General features: G+C 67.6%; 16 protein-coding genes. 10 read left to right on the forward strand and 6 right to left on the reverse strand.

Features of this window, described 5'->3' with window-relative positions:
- Nucleotides 1-470 precede the first annotated feature (470 nt).
- From ACZ50J_RS00635 to ACZ50J_RS00665, 7 genes are all read left to right on the forward strand, one after another.
- Nucleotides 471-2,150 (forward strand): ribonuclease H-like domain-containing protein, encoded by a 1,680-nt coding sequence (locus tag ACZ50J_RS00635; protein ID WP_464299353.1) that lies wholly within the window; start codon nt 471-473, stop codon nt 2,148-2,150.
- Between the two features lie 374 nt (nt 2,151-2,524).
- On the forward strand, nt 2,525-2,830 hold the full coding sequence (locus ACZ50J_RS00640) for a hypothetical protein (RefSeq protein WP_464299354.1): 306 nt from the start codon (nt 2,525-2,527) through the stop codon (nt 2,828-2,830).
- A 1-nt stretch (nt 2,831) separates the two neighbouring features.
- A complete protein-coding gene (locus ACZ50J_RS00645) occupies nt 2,832-3,395 on the forward strand; it encodes a hypothetical protein (RefSeq protein WP_464299355.1) in 564 nt (187 codons plus the stop codon).
- A gap of 581 nt (nt 3,396-3,976) precedes the next feature.
- Nucleotides 3,977-4,318, forward strand: coding sequence for a hypothetical protein (locus ACZ50J_RS00650; RefSeq protein WP_464299356.1), 342 nt, complete (start codon nt 3,977-3,979; stop codon nt 4,316-4,318).
- A gap of 669 nt (nt 4,319-4,987) precedes the next feature.
- Nucleotides 4,988-5,224, forward strand: coding sequence for a DUF1059 domain-containing protein (locus ACZ50J_RS00655; protein ID WP_464299357.1), 237 nt, complete (start codon nt 4,988-4,990; stop codon nt 5,222-5,224).
- Nucleotides 5,225-5,354: 130 nt separating this feature from the next.
- On the forward strand, nt 5,355-5,780 hold the full coding sequence (locus ACZ50J_RS00660; RefSeq protein ID WP_464299358.1) for a peptidase inhibitor family I36 protein: 426 nt from the start codon (nt 5,355-5,357) through the stop codon (nt 5,778-5,780).
- Between the two features lie 216 nt (nt 5,781-5,996).
- Entirely contained in the window at nt 5,997-6,422 is a 426-nt protein-coding gene (locus tag ACZ50J_RS00665) for a peptidase inhibitor family I36 protein (protein WP_464299359.1), read from the forward strand.
- A gap of 71 nt (nt 6,423-6,493) precedes the next feature.
- Here ACZ50J_RS00665 and ACZ50J_RS00670 read toward each other — a convergent pair whose 3' ends face one another.
- The 3 genes from ACZ50J_RS00670 to ACZ50J_RS00680 form a co-directional block, all read right to left on the reverse strand.
- The gene (locus ACZ50J_RS00670) at nt 6,494-7,099 is read right to left on the reverse strand and encodes a hypothetical protein (protein ID WP_464299360.1); all 606 of its coding nucleotides are present in this window, start codon (nt 7,097-7,099) and stop codon (nt 6,494-6,496) included.
- Nucleotides 7,086-7,577, reverse strand: a complete 492-nt coding sequence (locus ACZ50J_RS00675) for an RNA polymerase sigma factor (protein ID WP_464299361.1) — start codon at nt 7,575-7,577, stop codon at nt 7,086-7,088. Before ACZ50J_RS00675 ends, ACZ50J_RS00670 begins: the two co-directional genes overlap by 14 nt.
- A 142-nt stretch (nt 7,578-7,719) precedes the next feature.
- Entirely contained in the window at nt 7,720-8,601 is an 882-nt protein-coding gene (locus tag ACZ50J_RS00680) for a hypothetical protein (protein ID WP_464299362.1), read from the reverse strand.
- Between the two features lie 155 nt (nt 8,602-8,756).
- On the opposite strand from ACZ50J_RS00680, the gene ACZ50J_RS00685 reads away from it, so the two are divergent.
- Nucleotides 8,757-9,056, forward strand: coding sequence for a hypothetical protein (locus tag ACZ50J_RS00685; protein WP_464299363.1), 300 nt, complete (start codon nt 8,757-8,759; stop codon nt 9,054-9,056).
- On the opposite strand, the gene ACZ50J_RS00690 is transcribed toward ACZ50J_RS00685, so the two are convergent.
- Nucleotides 9,053-9,535 (reverse strand): MaoC family dehydratase, encoded by a 483-nt coding sequence (locus ACZ50J_RS00690; protein ID WP_464299364.1) that lies wholly within the window; start codon nt 9,533-9,535, stop codon nt 9,053-9,055. The two genes, ACZ50J_RS00685 and ACZ50J_RS00690, sit on opposite strands and share 4 nt — an antisense overlap.
- A 75-nt stretch (nt 9,536-9,610) precedes the next feature.
- Between ACZ50J_RS00690 and ACZ50J_RS00695 the strand changes: the two genes are divergently transcribed.
- Nucleotides 9,611-10,201 carry an LURP-one-related family protein gene (locus tag ACZ50J_RS00695; protein WP_464299365.1) on the forward strand — a complete coding sequence of 197 codons (591 nt, stop codon included), beginning with the start codon at nt 9,611-9,613 and terminating at the stop codon, nt 10,199-10,201.
- A gap of 5 nt (nt 10,202-10,206) precedes the next feature.
- Here ACZ50J_RS00695 and ACZ50J_RS00700 read toward each other — a convergent pair whose 3' ends face one another.
- Nucleotides 10,207-10,770: a DinB family protein gene (locus ACZ50J_RS00700; RefSeq protein WP_464299366.1), complete on the reverse strand. Its 564-nt coding sequence runs from the start codon at nt 10,768-10,770 to the stop codon at nt 10,207-10,209.
- A 61-nt stretch (nt 10,771-10,831) separates the two neighbouring features.
- Nucleotides 10,832-11,824, reverse strand: coding sequence for an aldo/keto reductase (locus tag ACZ50J_RS00705; protein WP_464299367.1), 993 nt, complete (start codon nt 11,822-11,824; stop codon nt 10,832-10,834).
- Nucleotides 11,825-11,927: 103 nt separating this feature from the next.
- Between ACZ50J_RS00705 and ACZ50J_RS00710 the strand changes: the two genes are divergently transcribed.
- The gene (locus ACZ50J_RS00710; RefSeq protein ID WP_464299368.1) at nt 11,928-12,776 is read left to right on the forward strand and encodes a helix-turn-helix transcriptional regulator; all 849 of its coding nucleotides are present in this window, start codon (nt 11,928-11,930) and stop codon (nt 12,774-12,776) included.
- The last annotated feature ends 7 nt before the right edge of the window (nt 12,777-12,783 follow it).

The raw sequence follows: 12,783 nt of genomic DNA on the forward strand, positions 1-12,783 counted from the left end.
GCGTGGGTCGATTGCGTTGCGGACGGCGTACTGACCGACGGAACCCGACTGAACGTCGAATTGCCCGATGAATGCGAGGAACTCGACGAGCCCGAACTCGAACTCGACGAACCCGAGCTCGACGAACCTGTCGACGGCGTCGTCGACGTCGTGGCCGGCGACACGTGCGACGTCCCCGCGCTCGCGGTGCCGTCCACCGCGAGGTGCGCGGTCAGTGCCAGTGCCGCCGCGGCGCCCAGACCGAGTACGGCGCGGCTGATGCGGCGTGCCCGACGAAGAACAGGAAGCATGAGGAAGAGCCTTTCCAGGAGAACTTCTTCGATCGTCCCGACGGAACTTCTCAACCTCTTCAGGACCAGCTATGACATGCACCGATCCCACATCCGTTGAATGCGTGTCGCGCACGTGTCGGTGATGAGGGGTTCAATCGGAACGAACCCACCGGCCGAGGCGACAGGGAGAGCAGCAGGATGAGTGAAGTCCTCCTGGGCGGCTACCCGGCCAAGCAGTGCCCGCGGGTGGTGCACAACGAGCACGCGCCCGGCTCGGTCGCGGTCGAGTTGCCGGTGCCGGCACAGCTGCAGATCCTGTTCGACGAGGGACGCGCCTTCCAGGACGAAGTCGTCAGCGTGCTGCGGGACGTCCTCGACGACGGCGCCTTCATCGACGCCGACCAGTCGTGGGATGCCTCGATCGACGCGACCGTGATTGCGATGCGTCGGCGTGCTCCGGTGATCGTCGGTGGCCGGCTACCGGACGTCGCGGCACGCCGGGGCGCTCCCGATCTGCTGGTGCGTGTCGGCGCCGGGGCGGCATACCTGCCCGTCGATATCAAGCACCATCACACCCTCAAGGCGTCCAAGACCAACGAGCTGACCTTCTCCTCGATCGACGCACCGATGCGATGGGAGTCGACCAGCGGCGTGTGCAACCGCGGAAGCCACCGACGCGACGACGTCATGCAGCTGTCCCACTACACGCGGATGCTGCAGGACCTCGGCTTCCACCCCGGAGATGAGTGGCTGTATGGCGGAATCCTCGGCACTGACTCCTATGAGGGACTGACGACTCACGGGTGCGGAATCACCTGGTACGACCTGACCGAGCCCGGAGAGCGAACCTTCTCCCCGTCGTCGGAGTCCGGCCGCAAGATGCGCTCGCCGCTGGAGCGTTACGACCACGAGTTCGACTTCCGGGTCGAGGTCGCCAAGGCCGCGCGCGACGGGCGTGAGCTGGTGCGACCGATCGGCACCGACGAATGCTTCACCTGCGTGTGGGCCGAGCAGTGCGAGAAGTCCGTCGGCCCCGATGACGCCGGGTTCGCGCTGCGGCACGGCCGGCTGCGGACACGCGAGTGGCAGTACCTCGCATCGCACGGGGTGACCACGTTGACCGATCTGGCGACGCTCAAGTTCGACGCCGACTTCTTGGACGGCTTCGTTCGAAACGCTGCCAGCCGGTCGGGCGCCGCCGCGGCCGAGAAGGCGCTGCGTGCCGCCGTCACCAAGGCGGACCTGACCTTGCGCGGTGTCGACATAGAGCCGATCACCGGCGCTTGGCCGGAGGTCCCGATGGCGGACGTCGAGGTCGACTTCGACATCGAGTGGGACCGGGCGGGCCGGATCTACCAATACGGCCTGCGCGTCCGGCACGACGCCGACGACACCACTGCGCGCTACGAACCCGTCGTCTCGTTCGAGTCGTTGGACGAAGGCGGAGTGGCGGCGCTCGCGGATCGGGCGGCCGACCGGTTCGAGGAGCTCATCACCGATGCCGAGCGAAGCGGGCGCTCACTGCTGATCTTCCACTGGTCACCGGTCGAAATCTCTCGCACGCAATGCTTTCCGAGGCTCGCGTCGTTGCTGGCGGGCCGGACTTTCGATCTGCTCGCCTGGGCGAGCACCGAGTTCGTGGCACGAAAGTCCTTCTCCATCAAGGACGTTGCGCCGATATTCGGATTCGCGTGGGGCGTCGACGATGCCGGCGGCTTCTCTTCGATGGACAAGATCGAGCATGCTCGTGGGCATGGCCCCGAGGTCGATGCCGCACGTCGATGGTGTCTCGAATACAACGCTGCCGATGTGGCTGCGCAGGCTGCAATCCGCGACGGCTTGCGGGCTCTTCGGGACACGCCGAACAACGCGGTGTGATCAGCAGGTCAGGTGGCATGGCTGTCGGCGTTCCGGAAATGGGTATGACGCGACTGCACGTGCTGAAGGGTCTTCGTCGGTGAGAACGGGTGCGGCGGCAATCCGCTGGGCGTCTTTCTCGACGCGCGTCACCGGGTGGTCCTGGACACGCCCGGTGTCCCGGACGTTGCCAAGGCCACCGACCTGGCCGAGCCTGCGACCGGACATGCATACCGGAAGCCAAGGCCGCCGCGCGACCCCGCCTGAGTAACTCGTTCTTCCAGCAGCGGCCTGTGCGGTGAACGGTGACCGGGACCTTGGTCCCGTGCGCTTCGGGCGAAGACAGCACACCGTGGACGGAAAACCGCATCAGATCGATCGCCCAAGGGACATCCATGACCGCCACAACCACAACAGCGTTGCCGACCCCGAGCGAACACGACGAGCGGACGCCCGAGGGCATCCGGGTCAGGCACGAATTGCTGACTGCCGTTGAGGGACTCGTGGGCGAGTTCCCGTTCCTGCCGGCGGGCACCGTCATCAGGTGCTTCGGCCGGGCAGTCCGCGAGGTCCGCGCCGCAGGCGTCCCCAACCGTGGGGTCGCCGCTGCGTCCGAACAGCTGGCGCGGGTCATTCTGCAGCTGCGTGAGCAGCGGACATTGCGCACGCCCGCCCGCGGTTTCGTGCCTGCCAGCGGCTGACATGGAGGAGGGTCCAGCGTCCTGGACGACGGCCGCCTGGGCGGTGAGCCGCTGCATCGGTCACAGCGCAAGGATGCTCGCGCGGCGCGAGGTACACCTGCCGCGTGCGTGGGTCGGGCGGACCGTTCACTTCGGTGACAGCACCTGCGGTCGGGTCTATCGCGAGACGGCAGTGGCAGCCCGTCTCGCACACCCATGTGTGCTGGACGTCTGTTTCCGGCTGCGTGGTGTGCGCAGTCTCGGACATGTGTTGTTCGAGTGGGAGAGCCTGTTGAACACACCGCTGTTCGTCGGTTTCCCGGGGTTCGGCACGAAACTCTGGATAGCCCACGATGCCCATGGCACCTATCGGGGTATCTACGAATGGGACGGTGCGGACCTGGCTGTGGCATACGCCCGATCGCTGTGGCGCGTTCTGCAGCTGGTGAGCGTGCCCGGATCCATCCATTACCGGGTGCTGCCGGACGTGCGACGCGAGGACCTGCTCGTGACCGTTGGTGACGGTGTGCACCGCCCGGTAGGACCTGCGGCCCGTGACTGGTGGGACATCGTGGGCGTCTCCTGAGGGTCGCAGCGACTCATCAGCACAGCCGCGGCTGAAGCGCGACCTCGTTCTCGCTGGTCTGTGCGTGACTGCCGTACCGCGCCAGGGGTGTCTTGGGCGGTGGACCTTCTTGCGCCGCGGATGTGGTCCCGGAAGGGGAGGGCGCAACGGACCGAGTAGTGGAATCCTTGACGGTCCGTGGATTGTGGTGTGAGCCTGCCTCGGCGGCGCGGACCGGGGGTGTGGGGTTTCGCGGTGGAGGTAGGAGGCGACAGTGGTTGATACTGGCGTTGGTGACGAGGGACAGGGCGGCCTGGCGGGTCTGCTGGATGCGACCGCGGTGTTGGGCCGCGTTCCTGCAGCGGTCACGGTGTGGGACGGTCAGCTGCGATGTAGGTTCGCCAATCTCGCGGCGGAACGTTACCGAGATCCGGACGGCAGTACCGGTGGGGTGCACGGACGGACCCTGTCCGAGTGGTTGGGGGATGAGGATGCCTACGCCGCGTATCTGCCGCACGCGATCTCGGCGTTGGGGGGGCACGACGGTGTCGTTCGACGCGATGTTCCGAGGGAGCGATTCGCAGGCGTTGTCCTTTGCGCACGTGCGGATGCAACCGGTGCACGCGCAGGACGGGCAGCACGGCGAGGCTGCGTCGAGGACCGAACCGGTAGGGATGCAGATGCTCGCGGTTGCCTCGACCAGTGGCACGGGTGTGCGCGAACGGCGGCTGGCGGCGGCGGAGGACCGCGGTGTCCGGAGAGCGATGGCGCAGGTCGCCGACGCCCAACAGGACGTCATTCACCGGCTGTTCGCGGTCACTCTGCAACTGGCCTCCATCAGTCAGAGGCGATCGCTGCGGACGGCCGACCCGTCGATCAGGGCAGTCATCGAAACCGTCGATGGGATCATTCGCGATCTGCGTTCCCTGACCATCGTGCGCTGATCGCGCGGCTCGGGACGAAGGTCCCTACAGCCGTCCGCCCCGTGGTGGCTGAATGGAGTCATCGCCTCCGGTAACGGCGGCGGTACCGCAAGGCACCGGCGGTGCTCTCCCTCGGTGTAGAACCCGAACGGAGATTGTCCTTGGACGAGGGACGATGCACGCTCGCGCAGGAGCCGGACCGGTTGCTCGATGACGTCACACCGAGCACGCGAGGCTCGGAGGAGATCTACGGACACCCCCCGAGCCTCGCGCACGACCCCCTGGCAGGGATGTTGCCGTCGAGGGAAGACGCTCGGTTCGGCACCGAAATCGGTATCCCAGCCGGGCAGAGGCCGGTCCCCCCGCTGGGCACGGGAGAACCGGACCTCGATGGACGGGGCACGCGCAGACATTCGGAGGTGCGCATGCCCGGCCGGGGGCATGACGCGCGATCCAGGGAAACGCGTCTGCCCCCGGCCCTTTCGGGCGGCGCATCGCACCCTCACGATCCACCAGGGCGCCGCTTCTCGGATCGTCGTACGACCGGCCGACGACGGCACCGTCGCCATCGGTGGTCGTGTCGAGTATGTCGAGAGCAGAGACCTTCCCGCCCGACCCCGGGCGCCCCGGTCACACCTGTGGCACCCCGGTCGTCATACAGGTGAACACGACACCTGAAAGGACGATCTCATGAAGACGATGACCTGCCGCCAGTTCGGTGGACCGTGCGACCTGGAGCACCGCGGCGAGACCGCCGACGATGTGATCAAGGCGCAGGACCAGCACCTCAAGGATGCCGAAAAGGCTGGAGACGCAACGCATTTCGCGGCGCGCAAGGAGATGAAGGGCCGCTGGTTGCACCCGAAGAAGTCGATGGGCTGGTACCGCGACATGAAGCAGGCGTTCGCGGACTTGCCGGAGGGCTGACCCTGCCACCGCAGCGCGGTCGAGAATTCGACGACATCGATGGGAACCGATGCAGCGGCCGGGTGGTCTGAAGGCTGTTCGACATGGTCAACCGGCTGCACGAGGCGGCTGGTGGGAGAGGGAGATCCGCATGGTTTCACTTCGTACGTCCGCAGCTGCGATCGGCATTGCCGCCGCGCTGGGTGGTGCCGGACTCGCAACGGCCAGCCCCGCATCGGCGACCGTCCGTGACGGGTACTGCCAGAGCGGCGAGTTCTGCTACTTCTACAACAGCATCTCCGGTGGCTACTTCCACGGCTCGGGTTCGGACTTCAAGGCGAGCCTGTCCAACTACGGAAGCAAGCAACCCGGCTGCTACGAGTTCCGCAGCCCGGGAGCTGGGCGCGGCCAGTGCATCAAGAACAATGCCGCGGCGTACTGGAACAAGTCGAAGCACAGCGTCCGGATCTACGAGAACACCGGCTACAAGGGCCGATACATCACGGTCAAGCCCGGTGGCTTCGGCAACCTGCCGAGCTGGTTGAAGAACAACGAGGCGTCGCACAAGTTCCTCTGAGCGACCTACCTCGACCCCCGAGGACGCGAAGGCCAGTGGACCCCGATCCACTGGCCTTCGCCATGTGCGCAGCCGGTCCGCGACACCCCTGGGGACGATCACGCCGGCGAGGGAGCAGCTTCACTCGCGCGGGGGAATCGTCGGGCGTCGCAGCCGACGACGCTGGTGGGACCGCCGGGGGTCGGCCCGATCTCCGCACTCGTGAAGGGAACGGAAATGGTTTCAATTCGTACGTCCGCAGCTGCTATGGGCATCGTCGCCGCGCTGGGTGGTGCCGGTGTCGCCACCGCGAGCCCTGCGTCGGCGAGTGTCCGTGACGGGTACTGCCAGACGGGCGAGTTCTGCTACTTCTACAACAGCGTCTCGGACGGCACGCTCCACGGTTCCGGGTCGGATTTCACGGCGAGCGTGTCCAACTACGGCAGCACCCAGCCCGATTGCTACGACTTCCGCAGCCCGGGGGCTGGACGTGGGATGTGCATCAAGAACAACGCCGCGGCGTACTGGAACAGGTCGTCGCACAGCGTTCGCATCTACGAGAACACCGGCTACCAGGGCCGTTCCATCACCGTCGCACCCGGTGCCTGGGGCAACCTGCCCAGCTGGTTGAAGAACAACGAGGCCTCGCACAAGTTCCTCTGAGCGTGTGACCGACGGAGCGCCCCGACACATCGTGCTGCGTCGGGGCGCTCACTCGTTGCCCGAGGCGACGACTACTTCACGACGGTGAGACGCACCGCTTCGACGGGACTGCCGTCGGCACGCTCGGCCTGGGGCCCGGTGGTGCGGGTCGTGAGTGTCGTCGTGCCCACGGGATAGTCGGTCGGGATGCGGACGGTCGTGCGGAACGTGCCGAGGTCGCCCTGGGCCTGCACGGTCCGTAGCAGCACGGTCCGACCGTGCCCTCGCAGGAAGATGCTCACCTTCAGGGGATGCGGCGTCGGCGCGTGATTGGTGTCCTGGCAATCGTCCGTGTAGTAACGGCCGGTGACGGTCAACGCCTGCCTGGCACGCACCGACGTCGTTGCGGGAGCTACGGTTTCGGCAGTCTTGTCCTTGGCCAACTGCAGTTGAGGCCCTGCACACGACATACCGATGGCGGTCCGATTGGTGGGGTCGGTCGACCGCTGCGCAATGACACCGGCGACAGGTATGCCGACACCAGCGACGAGAACGGCGGTCGCGGCCACGAGGACAATGCGGCGCTTCGGCACAACATGTCGTCGGGCTGGTGGTGAAACCTGTTGTGACGCAGCAGCATCGACGTGTTCGCGCCATACGCGCCCGGTGTCCCGGAGCCGGTCCTCAATCGTTGGCATAGGAGTCTCCCAAGGCGTGTTCCAGCGCAGCGCGGGCGTCGTGCAGCTGCGACTTGACCGTGCCGGGTGCGCAGTCGAGCAGTATGGCGACGTCGGCCACGGGCAGGTCGACGAAGTAGTGCAGCACGACTGCAGCGCGTTGCTTGTCAGGCAGCGCGGCGACGGCGTGAGCGAGATCGACTGCGGCGGAGTCGGATTCGGGTACGACGAGCGCCTCCGGATCCAGCTCGTGCCACCCGGGACGAGCCCGGCGCCGGCGTTGCCGCGCCTGGTCCGCGACGATCGCCAGGAGCCAGGCCTGTGCGCTCCCCCGGGCCGGATCGAAGAGCCGCTGTTTGCGCCATGCGCGCTCGCACGCATCCTGGACCAGGTCATCGGCGTGGTCGGGTCCGACGAGCGCGTAGGCGAAGCGGCGCATGACGGGGCGGCACGCGGACAGGGCCGCGGTGAGCTCGCCGCCTGCTCGTGTCGATGCCACGTCAACCCACCTCCCGCCGCTGCGTGCTGTCATGAGGTCTACTGCACGAGCGGTCGTTCCGGTTGGGTCCGGGATGCACGTTTCGCAAGAGGGCGGCCCACGCGCGGCGCCGCACGCGGTGCTCGCGCCCGTGAAGATCCGATCAGCCGGCGACCGGCAGGCGCGTGGTGACCGGCGACGGGGTGGGCGGTTCGCCGATCCCCGGCCGCTCGACCTGGACGGTCTGCGTCCGGGTGACGGTCACGGTGGCCGTCACCGTCTTCGTCTTGGTCTCCGGGTCCGAGCCGTCGCCCGGGTAGCCGTTGGCGGAGGTCTCCACGTCCCACGGGTCGGGCGTCGGGGTCGTGTTGCCGCAGATCTTGGCGACCTTCAGCAGGTCCGCCTGGTCGAGGATGTCGACCTCGCCGATCACCTGCGCGGTGAGGCCGTCCGGGCTGATCCCGCCGCCGACGACGATCGCGTCGGGGAAGTAGTCGCTCGGGCCGGTCAGCACGACGCTGCCCGTCTCGCCGGCGGCGAGGTGCAACGGTCCGGCGTGCGGGTAGTCGTTCATGTCCTCGCTGTCGTCGTTGAAATTGACGCCCAGCGCCAGGTAGTCCAGCGGTCCCGCGTCGGCCGGGTTCGTCACGGTGACGCGGGTCGACCAGCGGCTGGCCGCGACGTCGTCCTGCGTGCAGGGACCGGGCGTTGCGGTGATGTCGATGAACTCGGGCTCGTCGTGCGAGTCGCCGGACGTCGCCTGCTCGGACGAGGACGGTTGCGAACCCGGATCGAAGGAGGCAGTGGAGGTCACGCTGCTCGAGGCGGTGCTCGACGCCGTGCTCGACGCCGTGCTCGAGTCGCTGCCCTGGACCAATGTCGAGAAGGTGGTCGACCCGCCGAGCCAGCGCGGACCTCCCGCTGAATGCGATGCCGCGATCGGGGTCGCGGTCGACCCCGCGGCACCGATGACGGCAATGGCGATGACGGCTGCGCCGATCGAACCGGCGAGTGCTCCCTGGTGCAGGCGAGACAGAGTGGGCATGAGCGTTTCCCCCGGGTGAACGTGGGATCCGCGCCGGGAACGACGCGGATCGGTGACGGTGGCTGAAAAGTAATGGACCGGGGTGCCGCGTGATCCGGTTTTCCCAGAACTCGTCGCACACCGGCGCGCGGGCCGCTCCCCGACATACTCGGGGTATGGCGCTACGCATCGTTGTCCTGCTCTGGCCGCGCGACGGACGGGAGGCACAGTTGCACGATTACGAGGACGCAGTCTTGCCGCTCCTCGCGGATCACCGGGGCGTCCTGATCGCGCGTGAACGGGTCGCCCGCAGCTCAGCGGAGGATCCGATCGAGGTGCAGATCATCGAGCTCGCCGACCAGGACGCGTTCGACTCATACATGCGTGATCCGCGGCGAATCGCCTTGGAGGACAAGCGAACCGAGGCGATCGAGCGGACCCAGATCCTCGACGCCGCCCCTCCGCCCGTCAGCTAGCCGGCGGCCTCGCGACGCTTCACCAGATTCATCACGGAGCAGGTCATCACGACGACTCCGTCCTGGTTGCTGACCTCGCACCGGGTGCGGATGAGTCCGCGATCCGGCTTGCTCCGGCTCGGGCGGGCCTCGAGCACCGTGGCCTGCAACGTCAACCAGTCGCTGGGTCGGACGGGTGCCGGCCAGCGCAACTCGTCGACGCCCGGTCCGCCGAGGCTCGCGTCGTGCGAGATGAAGTTGTCGACATACAGCCGCATCATCAGTCCTGCCGTGTGCCAGCCGCTGGCGATGATTCCGCCGAACGGGCCGCGCTCGGCAGCCGCCTCATCCACGTGGATCGGCTGCGGATCGAATTGTGTTGCGAACTCGAAGATTTCGTCGCCATCGACGCCGATCGGTCCGTAGCTGTCGGCAGCGCCTGGCAGATAGTCCTCGAAGCGGCGCTCGTCCCTGGGAACAGCGGAGAATGTGTTCGTCATCCGGCGCTGACCCGTGTTCCCCGTGCGTCACTCACCCTGCCACTCTGCCAGCCTCGGCTGCCTAGTGTTGGTGTGGTGAGCGAGTTGATCTACCACGTCCGCAAGACCTCGATCGGCATCAAGCGCAAGTATGTGATCTCCGCCGACGACGGCGCCGGTCGCCCGGGCGCGATGCTCGGGTATGCCGAGAAGCAGCTGAAGGTCTCCGACGAGATCGTCCTCTACCGGGACGACGAGCGCACCGAATGCATCGCGGTCGTCCGGGAGAGCAGCGCCGGCTTCGTTGCAGCCCTCACCGGATATGACGTCTTCGACGCTGCAGGGCAGCGGCGCGGCTCATTCGGGGTGTTGGTGAAGAAGTCGATGGACCGGACGACGTGGGAGTTCGAGCAGCCCTCCCTCGGGCGGTTCACCGGATCGGAGCGCAGTGTGAAGACGGCTCGCTGGCGGCGACTGATCAGCCTCGGCGGTGGCACCGCGGGCGAGATCGCGGGCGCCGTGATGAAGTACCACTTCGACTTCGTGCGCGATGGTGAGCCGATGTTCAGCATCGAGAAGCCCAAGGTGCTGGACGACTGGTACCGCGTGACCGTGCACGACGACGGCATCGACCGCACGTTGCTGTTCGCGTTGGCGATCACCATGGAAGCGCGACAACGGGGCTGAGCCGACTACTGCCCCGTGCGACCGTCGATGCACTCCCGCAACAGATCGGCGTGACCCGCGTGCCGGGCGTACTCCTCGATCATGTGCACCAGGATGTCCCGGATGCTAGCCGTTTCGTCGCGGTCGGCGAACGGGATCTCATCGCCGAGCTGGTCCTCGGTCAGTGCGTCGCACCAGCGTTCGGCCTCGGCGATCACGCGATCCCAGCTGGCGAAACCGTCGTCGACGCAGTCCTGGGTGCCCACGGCGCCGGTGAAGTCCAGGTCCGGCTCATCCTCGGTCCGGTAGAGCCGCGGCTGGTCCCACTGACCCTGCAGGAAGCGGCGGAACCAGTTGTGCTCGACCCGCGCCATGTGCCGGACCAGCCCCAGCAGACTCATGTTGCTCGGCGGGACGCTCTGCGTCGCCAGCTGCTCCGGGGTGAGACCGTCGCACTTCAGCCGCAACGTCGTCCGGTAGTTGTTCAGATACTCCCGGTATGTCGCCAGCTCTCCTTGCGGATTTCCTTGTGTCCGTGGGTCTTCCGCGACCGGAAGCCACATGCCGTCATACCCCGGGGAGTTCGTCATGGGCCAAGTCAACCGGGTGGGCGGGGCACCGGCAATCGGTTTTGCCGGTGCCCCTGCGGTGTCAGACCTCGCTGTCCAGGTTGGACATCAGTGCGGCCGGATACCGGCTCCCCGCAACGGCATCGGCGGGTATGGCGCGATCGGCCTCGTCGAGGTCCTGCGTGGTCAGCTCCGCCGCAACGGCGTCGACCGCGGGCTGGACCCGTGCGACCTGCTTCATCCCGACGAGCGGCACGATGTCGTCGCCGCGGGCCGCCACCCAGGCGATCGCGAGCTGCGCGACGGTGATGCCGTGCCGGGCGGCGATCGGCTCGAGCCGGGCGATCAGGTCGAGGTTGTGGTCCAGGTTGTCGCCCTGGAAGCGCGGCCAGGCGGCGTGGACGTCGTCGGCGCCGGTTTGACCCTTGGCCGAGCCGATCAGCCCGCGGGAGAGCACGCCGTACGCAGTGATGCCGATGCCCAGCTCCCGGCAGGTGGCCAGGATGTCCCGCTCGATGCCGCGGCTGAGCAGGGAGTACTCGATCTGCAGGTCGCTGATCGGGTGCACCGCCGCGGCGCGGCGGATGGTCTCGGCGCCGACCTCGGAGAGGCCGATGTGACGGACATAGCCCTTCTCGATCTGCTCGGCGATCGCGCCGACGGTCTCCTCGATCGGGACCGCGGGGTCGAGGCGGCCCGGGCGGTAGATGTCGAGGTGATCCACGCCCAGCCGGGTCAGTGAGTAGCCGAGCGAGTTCGCCACGGCGGCGGGTCGAGCGTCGAATCCGGTGAATCCACCGCCGGGTTCGCGCATCCCGCCGAACTTGACGCTGAGCACGTAGTCGTCACGGTCACGCCTCTGCAGGGCTCGTCCGAGCAGCATCTCGTTGTGCCCGAAGCCGTAGAAGTCGCCGGTGTCGACGAGGGTGATGCCGGCGTCCAGGGCGGCGTTGACGGTGCGGATGCTCTCCGCGTCGTCCGATGCGCCATACGCGCCGGACATGCCCATGGCGCCCAGGCCGACGGCGCTGACGACGGGTCCGGTCCGGCCGAGTTTCTTCGTTGCGAGTGTCATGCCTGCCACGGTGCGCGGGCTCGCCGCGTGGCGCTAGGCACGGGCGGTCCGAGGGACTGCCAGTCCCTGGCTAATCCCAGGTCGGTGCGGCACCGTGGAGGGTATGGATCGTGCTGCTCTCGCCGACCTGCTGCGCAGTCGTCGCGAACGACTGGACCCGGCGGACGTTGGGCTTCCGGCCGGACGCCGACGCCGTACGCCGGGCCTGCGACGCGACGAGGTGGCGGCCCTGGCCTCGATCTCGACCGACTACTACGCGCGGCTCGAGCAGCGTCGTGGACCGCATCCGTCCGTCGGTGTGCTGAGTGCGCTGGCTCGCGCGCTGCGGATGACCGAGGACGAGCGGGACCACCTCTTCCACCTCGCCGACCAGGCACCACCGGCGCGGCACAGCACCGGGGCGCACGTCAGCCCGGGTGTTCTCTATTTGCTCGACCGCCTTGACGACACACCGGCTTTCGTCGTCGACGACCTGAGCCGGGTCGTGCTCCAGAACCGTATGTCGAAGCTGGTCTCCGGCGATCAGGAGTCACTCGTCGGGCACGAGCGCAGCCACACGTGGCGATGGTTCACCGACGAGGCATCGCGCAGTCGGGTGCCCGAGCAGGACTGGGACTCGCACTCGCGCATCCACGTCGCCGACCTGCGAGCGACCGTGGGCCGCCGCGGCGACGATCCGGAGGTGGTGGAGCTCGTGACCGACCTGCTCCGGGCCAGCCCGGAGTTCGCCGACCTGTGGGCCGAGCACGAGGTCGCAGTGCGCCGCTCCGACGAGAAGCGGATGCTGCACCCCGAGGTCGGCCTGCTCGACCTGCTGTGTGAGCACCTGACCAGCGGCGTCGACGGCTCCACCCTCGTCCTGCTGCACCCGCGGCCGGGCACCGACTGCCGGGAGAAGCTGGATCTGCTCGCGGTCCTCGGCACGCAGGACCTCACGACGACGAAGGCATAATCGGGTC

The sequence above is a fragment of the Flexivirga sp. G2 genome (assembly GCF_055397625.1).